Source organism: Achromobacter sp. 1011811831, from assembly GCF_059760905.1.
Map to the genome: position 1 here is coordinate 14,160 of NZ_JCBANG010000065.1, position 24,032 is coordinate 38,191.

36 protein-coding genes are annotated in these 24,032 nt (G+C 62.4%); 23 read left to right on the plus strand and 13 right to left on the minus strand.

The genetic code is table 11. The features are described from left to right. Positions 1-6: 6 nt before the first annotated feature. The 7 genes from egtB to istB (AC6LJ9_RS21525) all read left to right on the plus strand — a co-directional run bounded on the left by egtB (position 7) and on the right by istB (AC6LJ9_RS21525) (position 6,725). Positions 7-1,215, plus strand: coding sequence for an ergothioneine biosynthesis protein EgtB (gene egtB, locus AC6LJ9_RS21495; protein ID WP_197022694.1), 1,209 nt, complete (start codon positions 7-9; stop codon positions 1,213-1,215). Further along, positions 1,212-2,189 carry an L-histidine N(alpha)-methyltransferase gene (egtD, locus tag AC6LJ9_RS21500; protein WP_034053995.1) on the plus strand — a complete coding sequence of 326 codons (978 nt, stop codon included), beginning with the start codon at positions 1,212-1,214 and terminating at the stop codon, positions 2,187-2,189. The genes egtB and egtD overlap by 4 nt, the downstream gene beginning before the upstream one ends. Before the next feature lie 13 nt (positions 2,190-2,202). Next, positions 2,203-2,649 (plus strand): hypothetical protein, encoded by a 447-nt coding sequence (locus AC6LJ9_RS21505; protein ID WP_008647292.1) that lies wholly within the window; start codon positions 2,203-2,205, stop codon positions 2,647-2,649. A 23-nt stretch (positions 2,650-2,672) separates the two neighbouring features. Next, on the plus strand, positions 2,673-3,209 hold the full coding sequence (locus AC6LJ9_RS21510; protein ID WP_034054001.1) for an MOSC domain-containing protein: 537 nt from the start codon (positions 2,673-2,675) through the stop codon (positions 3,207-3,209). Between the two features lie 5 nt (positions 3,210-3,214). Further along, on the plus strand, positions 3,215-4,147 hold the full coding sequence (locus AC6LJ9_RS21515) for a CorA family divalent cation transporter (RefSeq protein ID WP_042797683.1): 933 nt from the start codon (positions 3,215-3,217) through the stop codon (positions 4,145-4,147). Positions 4,148-4,390: 243 nt separating this feature from the next. Continuing rightward, on the plus strand, positions 4,391-5,917 hold the full coding sequence (gene istA, locus AC6LJ9_RS21520; protein ID WP_183153566.1) for an IS21 family transposase: 1,527 nt from the start codon (positions 4,391-4,393) through the stop codon (positions 5,915-5,917). Continuing rightward, on the plus strand, positions 5,910-6,725 hold the full coding sequence (istB, locus tag AC6LJ9_RS21525; RefSeq protein ID WP_183153567.1) for an IS21-like element helper ATPase IstB: 816 nt from the start codon (positions 5,910-5,912) through the stop codon (positions 6,723-6,725). Before istA (AC6LJ9_RS21520) ends, istB (AC6LJ9_RS21525) begins: the two co-directional genes overlap by 8 nt. A gap of 494 nt (positions 6,726-7,219) precedes the next feature. Here istB (AC6LJ9_RS21525) and istB (AC6LJ9_RS21530) read toward each other — a convergent pair whose 3' ends face one another. The 4 genes from istB (AC6LJ9_RS21530) to AC6LJ9_RS21545 form a co-directional block, all read right to left on the minus strand. Beyond that, positions 7,220-7,993 carry an IS21-like element ISOcsp1 family helper ATPase IstB gene (gene istB, locus AC6LJ9_RS21530; protein WP_423200782.1) on the minus strand — a complete coding sequence of 258 codons (774 nt, stop codon included), beginning with the start codon at positions 7,991-7,993 and terminating at the stop codon, positions 7,220-7,222. After that, the gene (gene istA, locus AC6LJ9_RS21535; protein ID WP_498149141.1) at positions 7,990-9,015 is read right to left on the minus strand and encodes an IS21 family transposase; all 1,026 of its coding nucleotides are present in this window, start codon (positions 9,013-9,015) and stop codon (positions 7,990-7,992) included. The genes istB (AC6LJ9_RS21530) and istA (AC6LJ9_RS21535) overlap by 4 nt, the downstream gene beginning before the upstream one ends. Positions 9,016-9,877: 862 nt before the next feature. Continuing rightward, positions 9,878-10,192 (minus strand): type II toxin-antitoxin system RelE/ParE family toxin, encoded by a 315-nt coding sequence (locus AC6LJ9_RS21540; protein WP_010890153.1) that lies wholly within the window; start codon positions 10,190-10,192, stop codon positions 9,878-9,880. Then, entirely contained in the window at positions 10,189-10,458 is a 270-nt protein-coding gene (locus AC6LJ9_RS21545) for a ribbon-helix-helix domain-containing protein (RefSeq protein ID WP_001260984.1), read from the minus strand. The genes AC6LJ9_RS21540 and AC6LJ9_RS21545 overlap by 4 nt, the downstream gene beginning before the upstream one ends. 168 nt (positions 10,459-10,626) lie before the next feature. Here AC6LJ9_RS21545 and AC6LJ9_RS21550 point away from each other — a divergent pair, with 168 nt between their 5' ends. From AC6LJ9_RS21550 to AC6LJ9_RS21595, 10 genes are all read left to right on the plus strand, one after another. Continuing rightward, positions 10,627-11,055: an antirestriction protein gene (locus tag AC6LJ9_RS21550; RefSeq protein ID WP_001095942.1), complete on the plus strand. Its 429-nt coding sequence runs from the start codon at positions 10,627-10,629 to the stop codon at positions 11,053-11,055. A 51-nt stretch (positions 11,056-11,106) separates the two neighbouring features. Next, the gene (locus AC6LJ9_RS21555) at positions 11,107-12,312 is read left to right on the plus strand and encodes a protein KlcB (RefSeq protein ID WP_010890116.1); all 1,206 of its coding nucleotides are present in this window, start codon (positions 11,107-11,109) and stop codon (positions 12,310-12,312) included. Positions 12,313-12,328: 16 nt separating this feature from the next. Beyond that, positions 12,329-12,586, plus strand: a complete 258-nt coding sequence (gene korC, locus AC6LJ9_RS21560; RefSeq protein WP_010890115.1) for a transcriptional repressor KorC — start codon at positions 12,329-12,331, stop codon at positions 12,584-12,586. Positions 12,587-12,745: 159 nt separating this feature from the next. Then, complete coding sequence (kleA, locus tag AC6LJ9_RS21565) at positions 12,746-12,982, plus strand: stable inheritance protein KleA (RefSeq protein ID WP_000041932.1); 237 nt, start codon at positions 12,746-12,748, stop codon at positions 12,980-12,982. 58 nt (positions 12,983-13,040) lie between these two features. Continuing rightward, complete coding sequence (locus AC6LJ9_RS21570; protein ID WP_010890114.1) at positions 13,041-13,256, plus strand: DUF2688 domain-containing protein; 216 nt, start codon at positions 13,041-13,043, stop codon at positions 13,254-13,256. Between the two features lie 144 nt (positions 13,257-13,400). Then, positions 13,401-13,730, plus strand: a complete 330-nt coding sequence (gene kleE / locus AC6LJ9_RS21575) for a KleE stable inheritance protein (RefSeq protein WP_010890113.1) — start codon at positions 13,401-13,403, stop codon at positions 13,728-13,730. A 1-nt stretch (position 13,731) separates the two neighbouring features. Then, complete coding sequence (locus AC6LJ9_RS21580; RefSeq protein ID WP_010890112.1) at positions 13,732-14,262, plus strand: DUF2761 domain-containing protein; 531 nt, start codon at positions 13,732-13,734, stop codon at positions 14,260-14,262. Between the two features lie 113 nt (positions 14,263-14,375). After that, entirely contained in the window at positions 14,376-14,678 is a 303-nt protein-coding gene (locus AC6LJ9_RS21585) for a transcriptional regulator KorA (RefSeq protein ID WP_010890110.1), read from the plus strand. Next, on the plus strand, positions 14,675-15,439 hold the full coding sequence (locus AC6LJ9_RS21590; RefSeq protein ID WP_000855329.1) for a ParA family protein: 765 nt from the start codon (positions 14,675-14,677) through the stop codon (positions 15,437-15,439). Before AC6LJ9_RS21585 ends, AC6LJ9_RS21590 begins: the two co-directional genes overlap by 4 nt. Next, positions 15,436-16,485 carry a transcriptional repressor gene korB gene (locus AC6LJ9_RS21595; RefSeq protein ID WP_011114060.1) on the plus strand — a complete coding sequence of 350 codons (1,050 nt, stop codon included), beginning with the start codon at positions 15,436-15,438 and terminating at the stop codon, positions 16,483-16,485. The genes AC6LJ9_RS21590 and AC6LJ9_RS21595 overlap by 4 nt, the downstream gene beginning before the upstream one ends. A gap of 139 nt (positions 16,486-16,624) precedes the next feature. On the opposite strand, the gene AC6LJ9_RS21600 is transcribed toward AC6LJ9_RS21595, so the two are convergent. From AC6LJ9_RS21600 to AC6LJ9_RS21635, 8 genes are all read right to left on the minus strand, one after another. Next, positions 16,625-17,182: a recombinase family protein gene (locus tag AC6LJ9_RS21600; RefSeq protein WP_498149142.1), complete on the minus strand. Its 558-nt coding sequence runs from the start codon at positions 17,180-17,182 to the stop codon at positions 16,625-16,627. Further along, on the minus strand, positions 17,176-17,547 hold the full coding sequence (locus AC6LJ9_RS21605; RefSeq protein ID WP_003100853.1) for a hypothetical protein: 372 nt from the start codon (positions 17,545-17,547) through the stop codon (positions 17,176-17,178). The genes AC6LJ9_RS21600 and AC6LJ9_RS21605 overlap by 7 nt, the downstream gene beginning before the upstream one ends. Further along, positions 17,544-18,044: a hypothetical protein gene (locus AC6LJ9_RS21610; protein ID WP_003100856.1), complete on the minus strand. Its 501-nt coding sequence runs from the start codon at positions 18,042-18,044 to the stop codon at positions 17,544-17,546. The genes AC6LJ9_RS21605 and AC6LJ9_RS21610 overlap by 4 nt, the downstream gene beginning before the upstream one ends. After that, positions 18,041-18,367 carry a hypothetical protein gene (locus tag AC6LJ9_RS21615; RefSeq protein WP_003100858.1) on the minus strand — a complete coding sequence of 109 codons (327 nt, stop codon included), beginning with the start codon at positions 18,365-18,367 and terminating at the stop codon, positions 18,041-18,043. The genes AC6LJ9_RS21610 and AC6LJ9_RS21615 overlap by 4 nt, the downstream gene beginning before the upstream one ends. 254 nt (positions 18,368-18,621) lie before the next feature. After that, positions 18,622-18,978 carry a cupin domain-containing protein gene (locus tag AC6LJ9_RS21620; protein WP_003465043.1) on the minus strand — a complete coding sequence of 119 codons (357 nt, stop codon included), beginning with the start codon at positions 18,976-18,978 and terminating at the stop codon, positions 18,622-18,624. Positions 18,979-19,214: 236 nt separating this feature from the next. Next, on the minus strand, positions 19,215-19,601 hold the full coding sequence (locus AC6LJ9_RS21625) for a HepT-like ribonuclease domain-containing protein (protein WP_003100872.1): 387 nt from the start codon (positions 19,599-19,601) through the stop codon (positions 19,215-19,217). After that, entirely contained in the window at positions 19,598-19,888 is a 291-nt protein-coding gene (locus AC6LJ9_RS21630; RefSeq protein ID WP_001247892.1) for a nucleotidyltransferase family protein, read from the minus strand. Before AC6LJ9_RS21630 ends, AC6LJ9_RS21625 begins: the two co-directional genes overlap by 4 nt. Before the next feature lie 177 nt (positions 19,889-20,065). After that, on the minus strand, positions 20,066-20,908 hold the full coding sequence (locus AC6LJ9_RS21635) for a helix-turn-helix transcriptional regulator (protein ID WP_013521185.1): 843 nt from the start codon (positions 20,906-20,908) through the stop codon (positions 20,066-20,068). A gap of 117 nt (positions 20,909-21,025) precedes the next feature. On the opposite strand from AC6LJ9_RS21635, the gene AC6LJ9_RS21640 reads away from it, so the two are divergent. Together AC6LJ9_RS21640 and AC6LJ9_RS21645 are read left to right on the plus strand one after the other, a co-directional pair. Then, the gene (locus AC6LJ9_RS21640) at positions 21,026-21,559 is read left to right on the plus strand and encodes a carboxymuconolactone decarboxylase family protein (RefSeq protein ID WP_013521184.1); all 534 of its coding nucleotides are present in this window, start codon (positions 21,026-21,028) and stop codon (positions 21,557-21,559) included. Between the two features lie 186 nt (positions 21,560-21,745). After that, a complete protein-coding gene (locus AC6LJ9_RS21645; RefSeq protein WP_197506363.1) occupies positions 21,746-22,135 on the plus strand; it encodes a cytochrome P460 family protein in 390 nt (129 codons plus the stop codon). A 124-nt stretch (positions 22,136-22,259) separates the two neighbouring features. Here AC6LJ9_RS21645 and merR read toward each other — a convergent pair whose 3' ends face one another. Beyond that, a complete protein-coding gene (merR, locus tag AC6LJ9_RS21650; RefSeq protein WP_000429838.1) occupies positions 22,260-22,694 on the minus strand; it encodes a mercury resistance transcriptional regulator MerR in 435 nt (144 codons plus the stop codon). A gap of 71 nt (positions 22,695-22,765) precedes the next feature. On the opposite strand from merR, the gene merT reads away from it, so the two are divergent. The 4 genes from merT to AC6LJ9_RS21670 all read left to right on the plus strand — a co-directional run. Continuing rightward, positions 22,766-23,116, plus strand: a complete 351-nt coding sequence (gene merT / locus AC6LJ9_RS21655) for a mercuric ion transporter MerT (RefSeq protein WP_001294667.1) — start codon at positions 22,766-22,768, stop codon at positions 23,114-23,116. A 15-nt stretch (positions 23,117-23,131) separates the two neighbouring features. Next, positions 23,132-23,407 (plus strand): mercury resistance system periplasmic binding protein MerP, encoded by a 276-nt coding sequence (gene merP / locus AC6LJ9_RS21660; protein WP_000735441.1) that lies wholly within the window; start codon positions 23,132-23,134, stop codon positions 23,405-23,407. A gap of 2 nt (positions 23,408-23,409) precedes the next feature. After that, complete coding sequence (gene merF / locus AC6LJ9_RS21665) at positions 23,410-23,655, plus strand: mercury resistance system transport protein MerF (RefSeq protein ID WP_000654684.1); 246 nt, start codon at positions 23,410-23,412, stop codon at positions 23,653-23,655. Then, a partial coding sequence (locus AC6LJ9_RS21670; protein ID WP_278420903.1) for a cation transporter occupies positions 23,652-24,032 on the plus strand: 381 nt, incomplete at its 3' end. The genes merF and AC6LJ9_RS21670, both read left to right, overlap by 4 nt.

Genomic DNA, 24,032 nt, shown 5'->3' on the forward strand with positions numbered 1-24,032 from the left:
TCTGCCGTGACACCTGAAGACATCCGCCTAACCCGATACGTCTCTGTCCGTTCGCGCAGCGAACGTCTGTGTGCCCCTCTGAGTGCCGAGGACCATGTTCCCCAACCGGTTTCCGACGTCAGTCCGCCGAAGTGGCACTTGGCCCACACCACGTGGTTCTTCGAGACTTTTGTCCTCGCGAAACAACAGCCGGACTATCGACTGTTCCATCCTCTGTATGGCTACCTGTTCAACAGCTACTACGAATCGGAGGGCGCTCACCTGGCACGCCCGCAGCGAGGGAGCTTGAGTCGCCCGACGGTGGCTGAGGTGATGGCGTATCGCGCGCATGTGGACGAGTCCATGCGCCGTATGCTGAAGGAACCACTGGAGCCCGCGGTCGCGGCCTTGGTAGAGCTGGGCATGCAGCATGAACAACAGCATCAGGAGTTGCTGATCACAGACATCAAGTACATCCTGGGCCACAACCCATTGCATCCGGCGTATGACCCTCTGGGCATCGGTCCCCAAGATGTGACGGCCGAACATGATGGAACCTGCCCACCACTGGACGATTGGCTTAGCGTCGAAGGGCAGACGATTCGCATGGGCCACCAGGGGCCAGGGTTCGCCTTCGACAACGAGTCGCCATCGCATTTGGCGCTCATTCAAGGAGTAGACATCCGTGTGGCGCTAGTCACCAATGATGAATACCTTCAGTTCATGCGCGACGGAGGATATCAGCGCCATTCGCTCTGGCATGCGGAAGGCTGGGACTGGGTGCAAACGCTTAAATTCCGTGCGCCGATGTACTGGCAGCCCGACCCTAACCAGCCTGACGGATGGGGTCATTACACGCTCCAGGGGGTGATGCCGCTGACCAGTCAGGCACCAGTCACGCATGTCAGTTACTACGAGGCACACGCTTTCTGCGATTGGGCGGGGTGGCGATTGCCCACCGAGTTCGAGTGGGAAGCAGCGGCAAGCCGGTTCGACTGGGGGCGTCGATGGGAATGGACGCGCAGTGCCTATCAGCCCTATCCCGGTTTTGCCCGCAGCGAGGGCGCAGTGGGCGAATACAACGGGAAGTTCATGGTGAACCAGCAGGTCTTGCGCGGAGCGTCCTGGGCCACATCGCCGGGCCACGCCCGTTTGACATACCGGAACTTCTTTCACGCTCCGTTGCGTTGGCAGTTCACGGGCATCCGTCCTGTTCGCTCGCGGGAGTCCGCATGACTGATCGGGACAGACTGACGGAGCATGTTCTGCAAGGGTTGACGCGACCACAGAAGGCGCTCTCATCCGCTTGGTTCTACGACGATGAGGGCTCGCGCCTGTTTCAGCAGATCATGGCGCTGCCCGAGTACTACCTCACACGCCTTGAGCACGAGCTGCTGCGCTCACGCGCGGATGAGCTTTCCCGGTGGATAGATCCTCGGTGCAGCCCGATCGATCTGATTGAACTGGGCAGCGGCGACGGGGCCAAAACGCTGTCGCTGTGCCAGGCACTGGCGCAACGTGAAGTGGATTGCATCTACAGGCCTATGGATGTGTCCGCACACGCCCTAGCGGATCTGAGCCGCCGCTTTGACACGTACCTCCCCCGCATGGCCATCGAACCGGTGCTGGGAGACTATTTCGAGCATTGGCCTCAGATTGCCGAAGGGCGACGCCAGGTTGCAATGTTGCTGGGCAGCAATCTGGGCAACCTCGACGAACACGGTGCCGTCAAGCTGCTGCAGCGGGTGCATTCGCATTTGCGCCCGGGTGACCTTGTGCTGCTTGGTCTGGATCTGGTCAAGGACCCGGCCATGTTGCGCGCAGCATACGACGATTCACAGGGCGTGACCGCTGCGTTCAATTTGAATCTGCTGACGCGGTTGAATCGCGAGTTGGGCATGGACTTCGATCTGACGAAATTTCGGCACTACGCCAGCTACTGTCCGCTGGAACACGTGGCCAGAAGCTTTCTGGTGAGCCAAGTTGACCAGGTGGTCCACAGCAGAACCCTTGACCGAGGGTTTGTATTCCATGCCGGGGAGACCATCTATACAGAGCAATCCCAGAAATACTCCCTGGCTTCAATCGAACACCTCGCACGCCGAAGCGGGTTTGACAACACCTGCACCCTGACCGACCCCCGAGGCTGGTACGCCATCACCGTCTGGCACCGGCTACCGTTCACCCCAACGCAACAAACGTCGACCTGAAAAAGGAGTCCTAATGAGCAACAAGACCCATCTGCGCCAGACCATGCTGGACCTTGCCGAAGGGCGCCTGCGGTTTGCTGAACAGACCTATGCGCAATACCTGGTCGGTGCGGCGGGCCGCGGAGATGAACCCAGTGAAAGCGATGCGGCGTCGCGGGCCGTCAACAATGCCGCTCTGGCGCAGGCGTTCGAATGCCCCATTCACGATCATCAGGAGGCCCTGGAAGTCTTACGTCAGATCGATTTCGGTCCCCGGGATTCGGTGGAGACAGGCGCCGTGGTTCGCATCGACGGGCGTTGGTTCGTGATTGCGGTTGCTAGCGATGCCTTCCAGTGCGACGGCAACACCTACATGGGAATTTCCACCCAGGCGCCCATCTACGCAGCGATCGCAGATGCCCGAGCCGGTGATGTTGTCAGCTTCCGGCAACGCGAACTGCACATAGAGGAAGTCTTGTGATGCACCTCATTCGAGTCTGAACGATGGGCGGCACGCTGCGCGACTTGGTCCGGCGCTTTCATGGCACAGGTCGACTTGGTGCCATCGTTCTGCGCCCGGATCGCCTCAAGGACGCTGTGTCCGTGCAGGAGGCCAGGGCCGAACCGGGTCTCGGGCTGATTGGCGATCACCGCTCCCTGCGGCTTCGTCAGTCGGATGCGCAACGCCATCGCGAGCTGAGTCTGATCCAGGCTGAGCACCTCAGCTTGCTCGGGGTCTGGACGGGGCAAGCCCCAATTGCCCCGGAGCGTTTGCGGCGCAACCTCGTGATCTCGGGGATCAACATCGCCGCGATGCATTCACCTTTCCGGGAAGAGCGCTTTGTCTGGCGAATTGGCGGTTCGGTCCGCATTGAAATCACGGGGCCATGTCCTCCTTGTTCACGCATGGAGGACGAGCTCGGTGAAGGCGGTTACGCCGCGCTGCGTGGTCACGGGGGCGCCACGGCACGGATCGTCGTAGGTGGCGTGCTACGGGTTGGAGATACCGTTAACCTTGACGTTGAATCCACCGTGGGCTGAGAGCCATGATCGAAGCAGAGCGTACGCCTGGGTTCCTCCATCTTCTCCAGATGACCGGCGGTGCGTCGTGGTTGCACATGTGCATCCACCACCGCGAGACGGAAGGTTTTCTCTCGAGCGCGACCGGCCTGGACAAGCTGATCGCCGCAGCGATGGTCTCTGAAGATACCCGGTCGCGGTTGCGCGTCCACGGGCAGGGTGTGATGGTTCTGCTCAAAGCGATGCATCTGAGAGCTGATGGAGTGGGGCATCCAGAGGACATGGTGTCCATGCGAATCTGGATTGATGAGCGTCGGGTTATCACGACCCGCGAGGAGGATGTGGATCCCATCCTCGAACTTGCAGAAGACATCTCTCAGGGGCGCGGCCCTGCAACGCCAGGTGACTTCCTTTGCGATCTCATCGAAGAGCACCTCGCGGAAGTTTCCGAGCAGGTCGAGATGCTGGAGGATGGGGTGGATCTGATCGGCGGCCTTCTGGTTCAGCACCAGACGGAAGCGGCATGCCCGAGCATGGCCAATACCCAGACCGCGATCTCTGGCTTTCTTCGTCATCTTGGCCCCCAGCGAGCCGTTCTTCAAACGTTGACAACTCTCGTCGTCCCGCCGCTGAATATAAATCACCGAGGCCGACTGGAGGAGCACCTGAACCAGCTGTTGCGGTTGCTCGAAACGCTGGAGAATTTGCGTGACCGTATCGATATCCTCAGTGACCAGGCAAACCGCATTCAGGAGCGACAGCTGAATCAAAGCTCTTATGTTTTTGCCGTGGTATCCACAATCTTCTTGCCCTTGAACTTTGTCACTGGCCTGTTTGGCGCCAATCTTCTGGGACTGCCGTTCGCAGATGCCACCAATGGCTTCTGGGTGTTGGTAGGTCTTTGCTTACTAATGAGTGTTGGGTTGGTAGCGGTCTTTCGCTGGTTCAAATGGCTTTAGTAGACGGTTTGTGGACTGTTTGAGATGTATCTTCGGAGCCGTCCATCAAGGACGGGTGCGCTGTTAGGAAAAACGATACGTGCCCTTAAGAAGTGACTTAGAGGGAGTCCACAAGTGACTTGTTAGGCTGTTGATTCATTTCCAAAGCTGGGCCATTTCGGGACGTGTTCACGTTGAAATCTGAGCCACGTTGCCGCTCTATCGTGCTGAGTTTTTCAGCACGGGGGAGCAGGAGTGATCAACGTGAGCACATTGAGCAAGTTGCGCCGCCTCGTGCTGAGGCAGGACGTGTCGGTGCGCGAGGCCAGCCGCAGGCTGGGCATCTCGCGCAATACAGCCACCAAGTGGCTCAAGGACGGACAGATGGTCGAGCCCCGATACCCGCAACGGGTGTCGGCCCCCAGCATCCTGGACCCGTACAAGGAGCAGTTGAGCCAATGGCTCAAGGCCGATAGCCATCGCAGCAAACGCGATCGGCGCGGGATCAAGGCGATGTTTGAAGCGCTGCGGGCGCAGGGCTACAGCGGCAGTCGGGGGCCGGTGTACGCCTTTGCCCAGCGCTGGCAGCAAGAGCAAGGCAACGCGGCGCGTGGTGCAGGGTTCGTGCCGCTGAGCTTCGAGTTGGGCGAGGCGTTCCAGTTCGACTGGAGCTGCGAGTACCTGTTCATCGGCGGTCTGCGCCGCCGCCTGGAGGTGGCACACACCAAGCTGGCGGCCAGTCGCGCCTTCTGTCTGGTGGCGTACTACAGCCAGGCGCACGAGATGCTGTTCGATGCACATGCGCGGGCGTTCGCCCTCTTCGGTGGCGTGCCACGGCGGGGCATCTACGACAACATGAAGACCGCGGTCGACAAGGTCGGCCAGGGCAAGCAGCGCAGCGTCAATGCGCGCTTCGAGGCCATGACCGGGCACTACCTGTTCGAGCCGGAGTTCTGCAACCGGGCCGCCGGCTGGGAGAAGGGAGTCGTCGAGAAGAACGTCCAGGACCGGCGCAAGGACATCTGGCGTGAGGCCAGTGAGCGGCGCTGGGGATCGCTTGACGAGATCAACGACTGGCTGGAGCAAGCCTGTGTGAAGGCCTGGGGCGAGATGAGTCACCCAGAGTGGGGGCACCTCACGGTGGCCGACGTATGGCAGGACGAACGTGCACGCCTCATGCCCAACCCCCGGACGTTTGATGGCTATGTGGAGCAGCCGGTGCGGGTTTCTGCCACTTCGTTGATCCACTTCCAGCGCAACCGCTACAGCGTGCCATGCGAGTGGATCCACGCGGTGGTCAGTCTGCGGGCCTACGCAGATGGCCTGCTGGTGGTCGGTCCCGATGGGCGACAGGTGCGCCTGCAGCGCAGCTTCGAGCGGGACCAGACGCTCTACGACTGGATGCACTACATCGCGCTGATCGAGCGAAAGCCCGGTGCGCTGCGCAATGGTGCGCCCTTCAAGACCATGCCCGAACCCCTGCAGGAGTTGCAGCGCCAGTTGCTGCGCCACAGCGGTGGCGACAGGGTGATGGCGCAGGTGCTCATGGGCGTGAGCCTGCATGGGCTCGAAGCCGTGCTGGTGGCGGTGGAGCTGGCACTGCAGTCGGGGCGGGTGAGTGCCGAGCACGTGCTCAACGTGCTCTCGCGCTTGCAGGAGCAGCGCATGCCTGAGCCACCGGTGGCCACCATGCTCACGCTCAACACGCCGCCACTGGCCAACCTGCAGCGCTACGACGCGCTGCGCAACGCCCAGCCTCCTGAGGCCTCACCGGAGTCCGACCATGCATGACCTCATGGATGCCTTCAAGGCGCTGGGCTTGCACGGCATGGCCAGTGCCTGGCCGGAGGTGCTGGGCACTGCACGCATGAAGTCGCTGGATCACGAGGCCGTGCTGCACCAGCTCATCAAGGCAGAGACCGCGCAGCGCGAGGTGCGCTCCATGGCTTACCAGATGCGTGTGGCGCGGTTCCCGTCGCATCGCGATCTCGTCGGCTTCAACTTCGCCCACACGCCCATTGATGAGGCCTTGGTGCGCCAGCTGCACACCCTGGGCTTCGTGGACTCGGCCCACAACGTGGTGCTGGTGGGTGGCCCCGGCACAGGCAAGACCCACCTGGCCACCAGCCTGGGGATCGAGGCCATCCGCCTGCATGGCAAGCGGGTGCGCTTCTTCTCCACGGTGGAGCTGGTCAACGCCCTGGAACTGGAGAAGGCGCAGAACAAGTCCGGGCAGTTGGCACACCGGCTGATGTACGTCGATCTGGTGATCCTGGATGAACTGGGCTACCTGCCGTTCACGCAGTCGGGCGGTGCGATGCTGTTCCACCTGCTCTCCAAGCTCTACGAGCGAACGAGCGTGGTGATCACCACCAACCTCACCTTCTCGGAATGGAGCAGCGTCTTCGGCGACGCCAAGATGACAACCGCCTTGCTCGACCGCCTCACGCACCACTGCCACATCGTGGAGACAGGCAATGAGAGCTGGCGATTCAAGCACTCCAGTGCCGCTGGCGCGGCACCGTCCAAGCCACGTGCAAAAGCTCAGAAAGGAGATCGAAAAGCAGCAGACCCGATAGACTTATCCACAACCGAGTAGCCAGAACATCCATCAACCCAGTGGCTCAGTATTCGACGTGATCACTGGCTCAGTTGTGCTGATGAATCAACATGCTGCAGCACCTTCGCAACGACCGATCTGGAAACAAAGGGGAACAAGAGGGCACTTGTGGACCTGTAGGTCCGTCAAGGCCACCCCAACAGGATTTCCAGCGGCCCAGCTTGTGCCGGCTCATGAGGAGAGCTGGGGGACGCAACCGGGTTTTTGCAATAACTCAGTCAGTAGTTTTTCACTAACTTGGCAAAGTTTTCACTTTCCCTGTCACCCGACAAGAACACCGTTAGCTTAGCGTACGATTTTTTCCGAATTCTGCGGTTCCCCCTTGTGGATCGTTTGGGGACAAAACGCCGGCTGGTGACAGTTGAGGGGCGTTTCTTGACACTTGGGGGGCAGCGCACCCCGGCGCTGTCAAGCGCATCCGAAATCTGAGCCACTTCGCGCGCCCGCGCGCAAAGTAAATGTGAACCAGTTGTTCAGTTCTTCGTTGCTGGCACGTGGCCGGCCTTGCGTTGCTGTTTCAGCCGATAACTATCTCCTTTGATTTGGACGATGTGCGCGTGATGCAGTATTCGGTCCAACATTGCCGCAGTCAGCGTGGTGTTCCCGCCAAAGGTCTGATCCCATTGGGTGAACGGAAGATTGCTGGTAAGGATCATGGATCCGCGTTCATATCGCTTGGCCACGATCTGGAAGAAGTGGCTGGCTTGGTCGCCTGACAGAGGTAAGTAGCCGATCTCGTCAACGATTAGCAGGCGAGGGCCGAGGATGTTGTGGCGCAGGACGGCGTCGTAACGCTCCTGACGTCTGGCGGCCTCGAGCTGCAGCATTAGGTCGGCGGCGGTGATGAACTTGGTCTTGATCCCGGCCTGTGTGGCCGCGTATCCGATCGCAATTGCCAGATGAGTCTTGCCCACTCCGGAGGGACCGAGCAACACCGCGTTCTGGCAGCGCTCGATGAACCGTAGCGTCGCCAGTTCGTCGATCAACTTCCGAGGCGCTCCCACAGCAAAGCCGTAGTCGTACTCGTCCAGCGTCTTGACGGTTGGGAACCCGGCCATGCGAACCAGCGTTTGGCGTGAGCGAACCTGTCGGGTATCACGCTCATGTTCCAGTACGTGCTCCAGATAGTCCATGAAGCTCCAGTCCTTGTTCACCGCGTCACCGGCCATTGCGCGATAGGCCTGCATCAAGCCTTCGAGCTTAAGCGCCTGACAGTGGGCATCGATTCGCTCCTGTTGCAGGTTCATGCTCGTACCTCGGTCAGAAGTTGCTGATAAACCGAGAGGGGGTGTTGCAGCGTACTGTCCAGCAGTGGACCGACCGATGTGACATTCATGATCTGAGGGGGCTGGGCGAACGCTGGTAGCTCACGCAAGAACGGCCGTTCTTGTTGAGTGAACAACTCCGCTGGCGCGTGGCCAGTCACCGGATGCACACGCTGGTTCGCCACGTCGCGCAACCACTTGCCGACTTCGGCGTTAGCCGTATCGACATCCAGTATCAGGCCCGACTGCTTTAGCCAACTGGTCAACGGCACGTAGAAGTTGCCGCGCAGGTACCGATGAAAGCGTTCGACCTTGCCTTTGGTCTGGGCGCGATATGGACGACAAAGGCGTGGGATGAATCCATAACGCTTGGCAAGATCGAGAAGTCCGGGATGCCAGCGGTGCTGTCCCTCTGCATATGCATCACGCGAATCGACAATGGTCTTGGCGTTGTCGTACAGAATCTCCCGCGGAACGCCACCTAGGGTCTCGAACAGTGCGTGGTGACAGGTCATAAGCGTCTCTGCCCGCTCGTTCGTGGTGAACCTGGCCCAGCGCCAGCGGCTGAATCCCAGAGTCGCGGTGAAAGCGTAAAGGGGGTCCGAACCACGGCGGAAGACGACGAAGTCGCATTGCATCTGCTGGCCGGGCGCCGTCTCGAACCGCACGATCGGATCGGACGCGTGTATAGGCTTATGCGCGTGCATAAAAGCCTGCAGACTACGTAACTGCCCTTGATACCCTCGCGCCCTTAACTCGCGCAGCAGCGCGGGTGCTGCAATCCACTCCGGAGCGGCCGCTTGCATGCGCTCCCGAATGTAGTCGTGAAACGGGTCAAGCTTGGTGGGCCGAGCGTCGCGTTGCTTGTAGCGGGGGACGTCATCTGCAGCCAAGTAGCGAGTTACGGCATTGCGAGAGACGCCCAGCCGTCGCGCGATCTCGCGCAGCGACAGCCCTTGGGCCTTGAGCACATGGATCTGCATCCACTGTTCCTTCAAAAGCATCGTCGGCCTTCGCGCGGAAAAGGCAGACTGTACGGAAAAGTGGTTCAGATTTACCTTGCGCGAGGTGGCTCAGTTTTACTCTGCGCGCAACAGCGCGATGCTGACAGATGAGGGGCCGGCCTCGAAATCGGCCGGCTGGAGCCGCGCCGGAGGCCGTCGAGGCGGCCTATGTGCTTGATCGGGCTGGCTTTATCCACAGAAGTTGTGGATAAGCCTGTTGGCAAGGCCCTTGCCGTACTGACACTTGAGGGGCGGGGGTGCTGACAGATGAGGGGCGCGATCCTTGACACTTGACGGGCAGACTATTGACCCTTGAGGGGCTTATCCATTGACACTTGAGGGGCGGCCCTTCGAGCCTTTTCCTTGGCGTATCAACGGCTTGCGCGCGTTTTCCGGTCAAGCTAACCGGCTTTTAACCCTTCATAACCTTTATATTAAACCTAGTTGTTATAACCGGGTGTCGAAAAAAGCGGCAAACCGGCCCAAGGTGCCCCGCAGAATGATCGGCCGCCGAAGGGGGGTGCCCCCCCTTCTCGATCCCACCCGGCCGCTAAAGCGGCCTCCCATCCCCCCAGGGGCGTTGCCCCTCGGCCTACGGCCTTCACCCCAAGAATGGAGCGCCTACGGCGCTACGGCTGACCATAGCCAGGCGCAAGCGCCTGGCAGAAGTTCGTGCTCTTCCAAAGGGGGCCAAGGCCCCCTCTGGACTCCCCAACTGTCAAGGCCGCGGTGACTCCTGCGCCGTCGCCAAGTCGGAAGATGGCTCCAGCTCGAAGGCCGCAAGGTTGAACGCCAAGGGAGGGGTCGGCCTGCCAGGCCCAGGGCGTGATTGCGCCCCTCAAGTGTCAAGAAGCGGGGGAATTCAGTCGTCCGCGTCGTCGTGCAGGATCGTCTCGTAGTCCTGCCCGCCGTAGAACACGCCGATGATGGAAACCAGATCGCCGGCCACATCGAAGGCGATCACGGCGCGCTTGCGGTAGTTCGTGATGCGCAGGCCGGGCCGCACATCGTCGCGCATGGTGCCGCGCAGTGGAAACGTGCGCAGGCTTTCGCAGTAGGTGACGATTGCCTCGGTGTAGCGAGCGGCAACGTCAGGCGACGCCGCCGCCGCGATGTAGCGGTACAGCTCGGCAAGCTGCTCTTCGGCCTCGGGCGAGAAGACGACCGCGTAGCTCATTGCGCCTTCGCATGCTCGGCGGCCAGGCGGGCGCGCACCTGGTCGGCGGTGACGGCTCGGGAGGGATCGGCTTTCAGGGCGTCATACGCCGGGCCGACCTGGTTGTGAAGCCAGGACTCGACGGCGCGATCACGCGCGAGTAGCGCACGCAGGCCGTCGCGGATGACCTCGCTTTCGCTCGCGTACTCCCCGGTCTTGACCTTCGTTTTCACCACGTCGGCCATGTCGTTCGGCAGGGTGATGCTCAGTTGCTGGGTGGTTCGCATGGCGGCCTCCATTCGGTTCAATAGGATTCAATCCTATCACTCCAAGGGGGCGAAGTCCAGTTTAGCGGCTAAAGTTTAGCTAAAGTGCTTGACAGGTTAGGACATTTTGTCCTAATATACGTCTTGAAGGCCGGGCATGTCGCCCAGGTCAACTACCGGAGAGTTCCGATGAACACCCAAGACCAACCCGTCACCGCTTCCCTGGTCGCCGAGGCCCAGCGCCTCGACTTCTTGCCTACCTACTTCGGCCCGCGCCTGATGATGCGCGGCGAGGCCCTTGTGTACGCCTGGCTGCGCCGGCTCTGCGAACGCTACAACGGCGCGTATTGGCACTACTACACCCTGTCGGACGGCGGTTTCTACCTGGCCCCCGACCTGGCCGAGCGCCTGGAGATCGAGGTAGACGGCAACGGCTTCCGGGGCGAACTGTCGGCCGACGCCGCCGGCATTGTCGCAACCCTGTTCGCGCTCGGCCAGCTCGCGGCCGAGATCGCCGGCACGGACGCGGCCGACGCCCTGATCGACCGCTATCACTTCCTGCGCGGCTTCGCGGCCGGCCACCCCGAGGCCGCTGCGATCTACCGGGCTATTGACTGATGAGGGGCGGCCCCGGCTCCGGCCGGGGCTGCACCAGGAGCACGTCAAGCGATGGCGAAGCGAACAAAGCAACCGGCCCAGACGGGCCAGGACTGGAGCGCGCCGGCGGCCGAGCTGCTGGCCGAGCTGCCGGCAGACCGTGACGGCCTGCTGGCTGCGGCCGTTGCGGCCGTGGTGGAGATCGACGCGGCTGTCATGCGCGGCGACGGGGCGGCGGCCGAGCTGGCCGGCGACCGATACGAGGCGATCATCTGGAAGCTGAACGGCGGCACGAACTTCGGGTGCATGGCCGACGACGAGGCCGCCGGCCGCGTCATCGAGCGGCATTGCGCTGCGGTGCCGGGGGACGTGCCCTTGTGGGGCCAGCGCGGCCAGTTCCTGGCCGTGGCGGGCGACGTGCGCGCCCTGGTGGAGTACGAGGCCGGTTATGGCGGGCCGCTCAACGCGCATTTTCAGTTCCACGCGGTTGACCTGGACAGGCCGTTTATCTCGGCGACGGGCTATCGCTCGCACTTCGACACGGCGCGGGGCTGCATGACCGTGGACGAGGTTGCGCGCGGCATCCTGACGGCCATGCTGGCCGAGAAGAAGCGGCCGGTGTTGATCGAGGCCAACTACCGCGACCGCTTGGCCGACGCTCCCCTGCCCGATTGGCTGGCCGGCCTGGTGCCGCCGGCGCGGCGCGAGCCGGCGACCGTGACGATCCCGCCGGGCTTCGTCTTGGTCGATGTGGTGCTGCCGGCGCACAAGGCGTTCATCGCGCGGCGCTGGGCGGCCGAGGCGGCGGGCAAGGTCAAGGCGGCCAGGGCCGCCAGGTCGAACGCCAAGGGAAAGGCCGGGGGCCGCGAGCGAGATCCCGCATCGGCGGAAACGGCGATGCGCTGCAGCACCGCCAAAGCTGACGATTGCAAGGCCGAGGCTGGGCCTGTATCGCCAGAAGCGACGATGCCGGGCGCAGGCGAAGCATCCTGCAGCACCGCCAGGAATGGCGATGCAGGCCCGGCCGACCTGGTGGAGTTCACGCCCGCACCAGGCCAACGGTGCGAGATCGTGAGCGTCCACCATCCGGTGTTCGCCAAGGAGATCGGCAAGCGCGTCATCATCGTGAAGGTGCATCCAGACACCCGCCAGGTGTGGGCGCATGACGACCGGCCGGTGACATACAAGACCAACCGCGCGGGCCGCCGTGTGGTGGATTCAGACCCGAGCTGCATTCAGTCGATCTACGGATTCGACCAACTGCGGCTTATCACGTGACCAGGAGAAGAAACGAATGACGAACGACGCCAATATCCGGCTGGAGTGCTTGAAGCCGGCCGAGCGGTGGGCGCAGCCGAGCGGCGAAGAGGTGCGCGAGGTGCTGCGCCTGGCGGGCCTCACCGGCGGCAAAGCCGCGAAGGTGCTGGGCCTCGGCCCGAAGGGCGACCGGACGATCCGGCGATGGGTGGGCGAGGACACGCCGATCCCTTATGCCGCGTGGGCGCTGCTGTGCGACTACGCCGGCCTCGGGCTGATCTGGAAAGAGGTTTGACGCCAGGGAAAGAGGCTTTAGCGGCTAAAGTGCTAGGCATCGGACTACGGTAAAGCGAAAATAGTTTAGCTAAAGTGCTTGACAGGCTAGGACATTTTGTCCTAATATAGCACTTGAAGGCCGGGCATTCCGCCCAGGTCGATTACCGGAGAGGTTCCGATGAGCAAGAACAAGATCATGCCTTGGGTTGACGCCCTGCCGAATGTGGAAGCCACCGACTTCCAAGCCCGCCGCGACCAGATCGAGGCCACGATGGCCGAGGCGGCCGAGCTGGTGAAGCAGGCGGAAGAGCTGCGCGGCAAAGCCTATTTCGCCGCCTTGAGCCTGGAGGCCAGTGCCAAGGGCGAATGGTCGAGCCAAGCGGTCGAGCAGGCCAAGCGCAGCGTCGGCTGGTAAGGGAAGGCGGCCCGGCTTCGGCCGGGTCATCAACGGAACGCCAAGAGGAAACAGTCCCATGAGCAAAGGCAAGATCGAGATCATCGAGACGTGCTGCCGGCGCTGCGGCAAGAGCATCCGAACCTTGAGCCACACCATCATCGGCGCCGATGATGCCCGCGAGAAGTTCGGCAGCATCTGCGGCGGCTGCATCACGCCGGAGGAAGATAACGAGCTGACGGAAATGCTGCTGGCGGCGGCCGTGCGACGCATGAGCGGAGCGACGCTGCAATGACGGCATTCCACACGTTCGACGGCCCCAGGTGGAGGAACGCCCCGGAGTGATCCGGGGCGCTTGGCCTGGTGCTGGCACACCGTAACCATGCTTCCGAGTGGGAGCATCCAGCATTCAACACGTAACCGCGTGGAGGGTCAAGCCATGTCCAACATCGTCAAGTTCCCCAGGGCGAGCAAGCCGCCGGCTCCCGAGCCGGTGCAGCCTGCCGCGCCCGCTGCTGCGCCTGCCGCACCCAAGGCCGAAGGCCGGGGCCTGGTGGCCGGCCTGGTCAAGTTCGTATGGGTGGCGACCGTGCTGGTCTGGCCGGTGCTCAAGTGGGTGCTGGCGATCATCACCTTCTTCCAGTTCGTGCGGATGCTCTACCACTGGAACACGCCTGGCGTGTATGCCGGCTGGTCGTTCCTGGCGTACTTCGCGGCACTGACCGCGATCACCTACTTCGTTTCGATCTACAAACCGAAAGGGCTTTGACATGGCAAAGCAGACCCTCCCCTACCCGCCTGGCTTCGTGGAGCCGACCACTGGCCGCGTGGCCGTCATGGTGCGCGAGTACGCGGACAGCGACTTGAACGGCGACGCGCCGGCCTACTGGTACAGCGCGCAATCCGAAGAATGGGGCCTTGACCCCTGGCGTCTCGTGGAGGGCGTCGATCCGCACGTGGGCGGCGGTTCCTTCGACGTGTGCTTTGCCAGCGGCGGCACGCGCACCGTAGGCCCGCTGATGACGTTCTTCCTGAGTGCCGCCCATGCGGCACAGCTCATTGACGCCAAGGGGGAAGAGTTGGCCTTGCAGCGCGCCACCCTGGCCGTCATCGCGGACGGGCTGGGCCTGCCTGCCAAGGCGCTGCGCATCGAGGCGAAGGTGGAGGGCCGGCCGGCCGTGTTCTACGACCAGGACGGGGCCACGCTTTGCGCGTGCGCGGTGGATTCCGACCACTGGCGACAGGCGCGGGCGACGGCCGCAACGGCATCGGCCATCGACAAGGCGCGAACAAATTTTTAGCCGCTAAAACGCTTGACGGCTTCGCATGGTTTAGCTAAACTTCTGCACATGGTTGGCGGCTGGCACCGCCATTTGTTCAACAAACCGGGTGTGGAGTGTTATGGGTGCAATCCATGAAGAAACGGCTAACCGAAGCCCAATTCCAGACGGCCATCAAGGGGCTGGAGATCGGGCAGCAGACCATCGACATAGCGCGCGGCGTGCTGGTCGATGGCCGGCCCCAGGCGGAGTTTGTCACTTCGCTGGGGCTGACCAAGGGGGCGGTGTCGCAGGCGGTCAGTCGCGTATGGGCAGCAGCAGGGGAACAGCTCCCCGAGGGCTTCGAGCGAGTGACGGCGGTACTGCCGGAGCATCAAGCGTTCATCGTCAAGAAGTGGGAAGCAGACGCCAAGAGGAAACAGGAACCCAAGTCATGAAAACACTGGTCACGGCAATTCAGAAGGGCGGTCAAGGCAAGACGTTCGCCACCTGCCACCTGGCATTCGACTTCCTGGAGCGCGGCCTTCGCGTGGCCGTGATCGACCTGGACACCCAGGGCAACGCATCGTTCACGCTGTCGGCGTACCAATCGGGCTACCTCGCCAGCCAGTTGTTCACCGGCGACACCGATGACCTGCGGTATTGGTTCGGCAAGCGCGAGGGCGAGAGCCTGGCGCTGATCGCGGCAGACGCCAACCTGGCGAACCTGGACAAGATGGAGCTTTCCCAGGCGGCCGCCGCGCTGCGGGCCAGTGTGGCCGCGCTGGGCGAGTTCTTCGACGTGTGCCTGATCGACACGGCCCCCTCCCTTGGCGTCGCCATGACGGCGGCCGTGCTGACGGCCGACTACATGCTGTCGCCCATCGAAATGGAGGCGTACAGCTTGCAGGGCATGAAGAAGATGGTCGCGGTCATCAGCAACCTGCGCAAGCAGAACCCCAAGCTGCGCTTCCTCGGCATGGTGCCGAACAAGGTGGACGCGCGGAAGCCGCGCCACGTCAACAACCTGGCGACGTTGCAGCAGGCATACCCGCAGCTCATCTTGCCGTTCAGCATCGGCGCGCGTGACAGCATCGCCGAGGCGCTGGGCGAGCAGATGCCGGTGTGGAAGATCAAGAAGACCGCCGCGCGGAAGGCCACCCAGGAGGTGCGTGCGCTGGCGGATTACGTGTTCACGAAGATGGAGATCGCGCAATGAGCGCCAAGACCAACGCCAAGAAGAAGGAGCAGGACAAGCCGCAATCGTCCGGGCTGGGCCTGGACGGGCTGGGCGACCTGGCCGGCCTGCTGAACGAGCAGCCGGCGGCCAACGCCGGCGGCGCAGGCCCGCAGGAGCTGCCGCTTGACCTGATCGACGAAGACCCACACCAGCCGCGCACGGCCGACAACCCCGGCTTCTCGCCGGAGAGCATCGCGGAGATCGGCGAGACCATCAAAGCGCGCGGCGTGAAGTCGCCCATCAGCGTGCGCGAGAACCCGGACGCACCGGGGCGCTACCTCATCAACCACGGCGCGCGGCGCTATCGCGGCTCGAAGTGGGCGCACAAGACCACGATCCCGGCCTTCATCGACAACGACTACAACGAGGCCGACCAGGTTATCGAGAACCTGCAACGCAACGAGCTGACGGCGCGTGAGATCGCCGACTTCATCGGCCGCGAGCTGGCGAAGGGCAAGAAGAAGGGCGAGATCGCCAAGGAGATCGGCAAGTCGCCGGCCTTCGTCACGCAGCACGTCACGCTGCTGGACTTGCCCGAACCCATTGCCGAGGCGTTCAATAGCGGCCGGGGCAAGGACGTGACTGTCATCAACGAGCTGGTGACGGCCTACAAGAAGAACCCCGACGAGGTGGCCGCCTGGCTGGCCGACGACAGCCAGGAGCTGACGCGCGGCTCGGTGAAGCTGCTGCGCGAGTTCCTGGAGGACAAGCGCAGTCACGAGGACGGCGACCGTGATCCCAACACCGTCGATGCGCTGACCGGCAAGACCGACGCCGAGGCCGGCGACGGCGAGCAGGGGCCGCAGGATGATGACGCCAAGGGGAAGAAGGAGCCGAAGGAGGCCGACCCCGACAAGCTCAAGAAGGCCATCATCCAGGTCAAGCACGACGACCGGCCGGCACGGCTGATCCTCAACCGCCGGCCCCCGGCCGAGGGCTGGGCCTGGCTCAAATACGAGGATGACGGCCAGGAGTTCGAGGCCGACCTTGGCACCGTGCAGCTTGTCGCGCTGCTGGAGGGCTGACACGCCCAGCGCCGGGCATCGCCGACCACCGACCCCCACCCATCGCCCCGCCATCGAGCGGGGCTTTTTTTTGCCCGCGTTTTAGCCGCTAAAAAAAGTTCAGCTAGGGGTCGTCTCAGAAAACGGAAAATAAAGCACGCTAAGCGTGCGTGGAGGCTGGCACCCAGCGGTACAGCGTCGGAATGGACACGCCGAGGTTCTTGGCCACGTCCTTGGGCGGCACCCCGCTGGCCAGCAGCTTCTTGGCCGACTCGATCTTGCTGTCGGTCTTCTTCGGCTTGCGGCCGCCTTTGCGGCCGAGCTGCTTGGCGACTTCCAGCCCGGCGCGGGTGCGCTCGACGGTCAGCTCGCGCTCCATTTCGGCAAGGCTCGCCATGACGTGGAAGAAGAACCGCCCGGATGGTGTGCCGGTGTCGATGGAGTCGGTGAGGCTCCTGAACTGGACACCGTGCTTGTGCAGATCGCCGACCAGATCGACCAGTTGCTTGACCGACCGGCCCAGCCGGTCGAGCTTCCAGACGACCAAAGTATCGCCTTCGCGCAGCATTTCGAGCGTCTTGGCCAAGCCAGGCCGGTCTGCCCGCGTGCCACTCACCTTGTCCTCGAAGACCTTTTTACATCCGGCCTTGCTCAAGGCTTCGCGTTGCAGCTCCAGGTTCTGATCCTGCGTCGAGACGCGCGCATAGCCAATCAACATGGCTTGTCTCGCGCCCGGTCGATGCGTTCCTGCATCGCCTGCATCACTTCTTCGTGGGTGTACGATCTGGCGTTGGCGTCGGTGGCTTGCCGCAGGGCTTCCTCAACCTCGCGCGTCATCCGCTCGTAATCCTCCGGCCACAGCGCTTGCTCCATGCGCAGCGACGCCTGACCCAGCAGGTGCAGCAGGCTGAACAGCCGCATGTCGTTGGTGGCGACGATGCGCTCCCGAATCTGCTCCTGAATAGCTTCGCTAGCCCGATGCGCTTGTGGTGTGGCAGTCCCCTCGTAGTCAGCGGGGAATTCCGCTTCCTCGGCAATCCTTGCCCAGGCGCTGGCCAGCGCCTCGATGGTTGACGTGCTCATTTCCGCCGCTCCTGTGCTCTTTGGCGAATCAACCGGCCAAGGGGCCTCGACGCGAAAACCAGCAGCATCACGCCTATCGGATACCAGGTCGAGAAGACCACCAAGGCATCGAAGGCTGGCCGTCCGGTGTTGGTAGGCAGTACGGCGGTCACAGCCATCAACCCGCCGACCGTCCAGATGATGCGCCACACGTAGGGCATCACGCGGGGCACGTAGCCGTCATCGAAAGCGGTCTGGTAGTAGCGGCGCAGGCCGCGCTCGGCAAGCGCCTGGCGCTGCCGCTCCGACAGCGCATCCGTCCGGCCATACCAGCGCCGGAATGGTGGACAGCGCAGCAGCAAAGGGGTGAAGAGGATCATCACCGCCACGATCGCGACACCCCACGCCATGACGGCGCCGGCATCGGGCCGCTTGGCGTTCTCGATCACGGGCGCGAAGACGCCCGGAGCACCGATCATCCAGAACAGCGCAATGTGCTGATGGAAGGAGAGCTTCATTTGCTCATCCACTTGCGCAGCAGGCGCTTTTTCAGGGAGGCGCGTTCTTGCGGGTTGCGTCCCTTGTGATTGGCGATGCGATCCGCCGTGGCGGCCTGGCGCTTGACGGGCCAGTAGGAGCGGCCATCCTTGCCCATCGACCAGACGCTGCTGGCCTGGTTTTCCAGCAGGGGCAGATGGGCGCTCAGGGCTTCGGGCGACGCGCTGGTCAGCGCCGTGCGCTCACGGGTGCGCCAGCGCTGATGCCAGAGCTTCTTGTCCTCGCGCTCGCTGCCGCAGGTCGTGTGCCCGACGATGGGTGTTTTGCGGCGGCTGCGGCTCATAACGTAGTGGTCTCCAAGAACATTCAGGACTGATCCCAGGCGTCGATGGTCAAGACCTGATCGGCAGGACAGGCGGCTACGCGGTCGGGAACTGGATGGTGTTCAGTCTCATGCCGACCCCATTCGATTGATCGCGTCGCTTGCGGCACGCTGCGACGCAAGGAGGTTTGCGACCTGGTTTAGCAGCCGTGTCCGCTGCATGTCTGTTACCTATCTCCCCGACCGCTCATTGGACCAACTCCAGAGATTGGGCTCTATCGCTCAGCCAATACGAAACCGGCATTGGCTGATGCCACAACCGAGACGAACACAAATGGCTCGGTACCTGTATTTCGCGCCCCGTGCACTTGGCCCGGTCTTGCCACGGCTATCTCACCTTCCCTGAGGGCACGAACAATCCCATTGCCCTGAAAGTAATCAGCCATTCCCGACAAAACAGTCCACGTGTCTTGGCCGTGAGGATGAATGTGAGCCGCAATTTCCTGCCCGGGATGGACATGCCAAACCACGATAATTGAGTCTCGGGTTTCAAGCACAACGGAACGAATAGGCTCGCCTTCGGACGGCTGAACATACTCGGCTACAGAAAATATTCTCGATTCAACAGTCATCGGAGATCCCTCTTTCACAGTGCCCCCAGACAGGCTGGATATGAGTTCTAACTCGAATTTGAACGGGAGGCTGGTCGTGCGGTCGTGCAGTTGCCGATGAGCGTGTCGGCTGCTGCCTCCTTGCCCACCAGCGAACTCTCGTCCGTTGCGGCCATCCAGAAGGTCTTGCCCGAGCGCGGCTCATAGGTCGCGGGATCGAACACGCCAGAGGGGCCGAACATCGGCGGCTTGATTGGTCATGGCTCCATGCCTTTGTCGTTACGGTCTTCATCGTCGGCATCCTGACGCACGGCGGGCAATTGCTGGAGCAACGCCGGCAGCCATTCCTGTACCGTCTCCCACACCACATCGAGGTTGATGTCGAAATAGCCGTGAGCCATGCGATTACGCATATTGCGCATGCTGCGCCACGGCACGTCGGCATGCGCCTGGGTGAACTCGACGTAGCCATCCATCACCTTTGTGGCCGCCTCGCCGATGACGATCAGGCTCATGATGACGGCCTGCTGGGTGCGCTTGTCGGCCAAGAAGTCGTCCTTGGCCATCCCTTCCACGAAGCTGCGCGCATCGGTTGCGGCCTGCTGAATGTGGTCGAGGTAATCGGGCAGGCGGTTCTCGCTCATATCGGTTGCGCCTCCGCGAGCACCTTGGCCCGGAACTTCGGCGGCAGGTCGCCGGGAGTCAGCAGATCGACGTCAACGCCGAGCAGCGATTTCAGTTCTTCTTCCAAATCGCCCAAGTCCAACAACGTGGCACCGGGCAGCGCATCGACCAACAGGTCGAGGTCGCTGCCATCCCGGTCGGTGCCATGCAGCACCGAGCCGAAGACGCGCGGGTTCGCGGCGCGAAAGCGGCCTACCGCTTCACGCACTGCGCTTCGCTTCATGTCAAGCACAACAGACGGTCGCATGCGCATCCTTTCTTATCGAAACTCGTTGAGATGATATGCAATCAAGAATAGAATTTCAAGAACTATTTTCGAGAATCGCAATGCCTTGATTCCCGTGCCGCGCCTGTGAATTTCACCCGCTCGACGAGCGCAACACCGACGCCGCCTACGCCAAGAACCGGCGAATCGACCTCAAACTCACGAACCGCTGAGCGACGCGTCACCGCGCTGCTGCGCCAGCCAGTCGCGCGGGGCGCAGCCCATGCGCACGCGGAAGGCGCGCGCCAACGCGTTCGGGCTGCCGTAGCCGACGCGGTCGGCCACCACCGCCACCGGACGCCCCTGCTTGAGCAGGGTGCAACTGACGTTCATCCGCCAGTCGGCCAGATAGTCGCCCGGCGTGACGCCCACCGCGTCTTTGAACGCGGCGGCGAAGCGCGCGCGTGACATGCCCGCCTGCGCCGCCAGCGCCTCGAGCGACCACGCGGTCTGCGGCGCATCGTGCATGGCGGTTATGGCGCGCGCGAGTTTCGGGTCGGCCAGTCCCGCCAGCAGTCCGGTGGCGCCAAGCCGCCCATCCATCAGATAACGCAGCAACTGGATCAGTAGCAACTCGCACAAGCGGTCGATGGCGGCCTGCCGACCGCACTGGTCGCGCTCGGCTTCGGCAGACAGCAGCTCTAGCGTCGGCCCGAGGCCGGGCAAGTCCGCCAGCGGAATCAGCAGCATCGACGGCAAGGCCATGGCCAACGGATTGCCCGTCGAAGCGCCCAGATCGACCTCCGCACACAACAGCTCAGCGGTATCGCCGGGGGCGGCGACAAAACGATGCGACGCCACGCGCGGATAAAACAGCAGGCTCGGCTCGGTAACCAGCAGATCTTCATGCACGGGCGAACGCGCCGTAATCGGGCCGCGCCGCACCAGATGGATATAGCCATGCGGCGCCGCGTAATGATGCTGCCCACAGAAGGCGCCGCTGTGAAAAACGCGCGCCGAAAGCGAGTAGTGCCGGAGCAAGCCGGCCAGTCGATCCGCCATTCCACTCTCCATATAAGACGATAGGTTACGTATTTGATACTTTACGTGCCATATCGTACCAAACAAAGGGCGATCATGCCCACGTGCTCTTGCACCTCACCCACTACGGAGATAGACATGACCCAAATCGCCCCCCTGACCATCGACACCGCTGACGCCGCTACCGCTGCCACACTCAAGGCCGTCAAAGCCAAGCTCGGCGTGGTGCCGAACCTGCTCGCCACGCTGGCCCACGCGCCGGCAGCGCTCAACGGCTACCTCGGCCTGTCCGAAACGCTGGGCACCGGCCGCCTGAGTGCCACCCAGCGCGAGATCGTTGCGCTGGCTGCCGGTCAAGCCAATCGCTGCCAGTACTGCCTGAGCGCACACACCCTGATCGGCAAAGGTGCCGGACTGTCGGCAGAGGCCATCGCCGCGGCCCGCACCGGCCAGGCGGCCAACGCACTTGACGATGCAATTGCCGGCTTTGCCCGTGCGCTGGTCGAGCAACGCGGCGTGGTGTCGGCCGACGCCATGGCCAACTACCGCCGCGCGGGGCTCGACGACGGCCTGATACTGGAAGTGATCGCCAACATCGCGCTGAACACGCTCACCAACTACACCAACCACATCGCCGACACCACGGTGGATTTCCCCGTGGTCGCCGTCTGATCTCCATAGGCATATAAGGAGAACACAACGAAAATCGCACTCACCGGCGCTCTGCTCGCCAGCGCCCTCGTCCTGCCACTGGCCGTCACGGCCGGCGACTTTTCGCCCTATGTGGACAGCCAGGGCGGCATCAGCCGCCCCACAGACTTCCGCACAAACTTCGTCCACCTGGGCTCATATGCGGTGTTGGACGAAAAATCCGCCTCTCGCGGCCTGCACGATGTGTACACCGAAAAGGCCTCGGCCGAGCACTACCGCAAGACCGGCAAGTTCCCGGACGGCGCCACGCTGGTGAAAGAGATCCGCAAGCTCGAAACCAGCGCCATGACCACCGGCGACCCTGTGGTCTGGGGTTCCGATGCGGCCGTGTGGTTCGTGATGGTCAAGGACGCCAAAGGCCGTTTCGCCAGCAACCCCTTGTGGGGCGACGGCTGGGGCTGGGCGCTGTTCAAGGCCGACGCCCCCGCCAAGAATGTCGCCGTCAGCTACGCAGCCGACTGCATGGGCTGCCATGTGCCGGCGGCCAAGACCGACCGCGTATTCATCCAGGGCTATCCGACACTGACCCAGCACTGACTTGCTTGTCACTTTCAGAAGGCGACAGCACGAAATATCAAAAGTCGACCGCACGGTCTTTTCTGACGTTGGAGTCGCCTCAGAAAACGGAAAATAAAGCACGCTAAGGCGTAGTTCCCTCGGGCTACACCGCGTCCGCACTGCGCGGTTCTTTCTTCCCTTGCAGTGACGCAATCAGCGGGCAGGAAACGTTCCCCTTCCGCGCATGGCAGGCGCACACCAAATCAGACAGCACGGCCTCCATGCGCGCCAGGTCAGCCATCCTCTCGCGCACGTCCTTGAGCTTGTGCTCGGCCAGGCTGCTGGCTTCCTCGCAATGGGTGCCATCCTCCAGCCGCAGCAGCTCGGCGATCTCATCCAGGCTGAAGCCCAACCGCTGGGCTGATTTCACGAAGCGCACCCGCGTTACATCCGTCTCGCCATAGCGGCGAATGCTGCCGTAAGGCTTGTCCGGTTCCGGGAGCAAGCCCTTGCGCTGATAGAACCGGATGGTCTCCACATTGACCCCGGCCGTCCTGGCGAAAACGCCAATGGTCAGGTTCTCCAAATTGTTTTCCATATCGCTTGACTCCGTACATAACTACGGAAGTAAGCTTAAGCTATCCAATTCAGATTCGAAAGGACAAACGTATGTCTGAACCTCAAAACGGGCGCGGCGCGCTCTTCACTGGCGGGCTGGCCGCCATCCTCGCCTCGGCTTGCTGCCTCGGGCCGCTGGTTCTGATCGCCTTGGGGTTCAGCGGCGCTTGGATCGGCAACTTGACGGTGTTGGAACCCTATCGCCCCATCTTTATCGGCGTGGCGCTGGTGGCGTTGTTCTTCGCCTGGCGGCGCATCTACCGGCCGTCAGCCGCCTGCAAACCGGGTGAGGTTTGCGCGATTCCCCAAGTGCGAGCTACTTACAAGCTCATTTTCTGGGGCGTGGCCGTGCTGGTTTTGGTCGCGCTCGGATTTCCCTACGTCGTGCCATTTTTCTATTGATCACAGGAGTTCACCATGAAAAAGCTGCTTTCCGCCCTTGCCCTCGCTGCCGTTGTTGCCCCCGTGTGGGCCGCCACCCAGACCGTTACGCTGTCCGTACCGGGCATGACCTGCTCGGCCTGTCCGATCACTGTCAAGAAGGCGATTTCCAAGGTCGATGGCGTCAGTAAAGTTGACGTGACCTTCGAGACGCGCGAAGCGGTGGTCACCTTCGATGATGCCAAGACCAGCGTGCAGAAACTGACCAAGGCTACCGAGGATGCGGGCTACCCATCATCAGTCAAGAACTGATCATGAAAGACCCGAAGACACTGCTGCGGGTCAGCATCATTGGCACAACCCTCGTGGCGCTGTGTTGCTTCACCCCTGTTCTGGTCATTTTGCTCGGTGTGGTCGGCTTGTCCGCGCTGACCGGCTATCTGGACTATGTGCTGCTGCCTGCGCTGGCGATTTTCATCGGCTTGACCATCTACGCCATCCAACGAAAACGCCAAGCCGATGCCTGCTGCACCCCGAAATTCAATGGAGTAAAAAAATGACCGAAATCACCGTGAATGGCATGACCTGCACATCCTGCGCCACCCATGTCAAAGATGCTTTGGAAAAGATTCCCGGCGTGAATGCCGCTGTGGTGTCCTATCCAGAAAGCCGCGCGCAAGTCATGGCAGACACCGCCGTGAGCCACAACCAACTGCTGGCCGCCATCGCCGCATTGGGTTATCAAGGCTCGATCCGGGTTGGTGATTTCAAAGATGAACCAAAAATCCGTGATGCACTTGAGGGCGCCGGTTTGCATATCGCCATCATTGGCAGCGGCGGGGCCGCGATGGCGGCGGCGCTGAAGGCCGTCGAGCAAGGCGCGACGGTCACGCTGATCGAACGCGGCACCATCGGCGGCACCTGCGTCAATATCGGC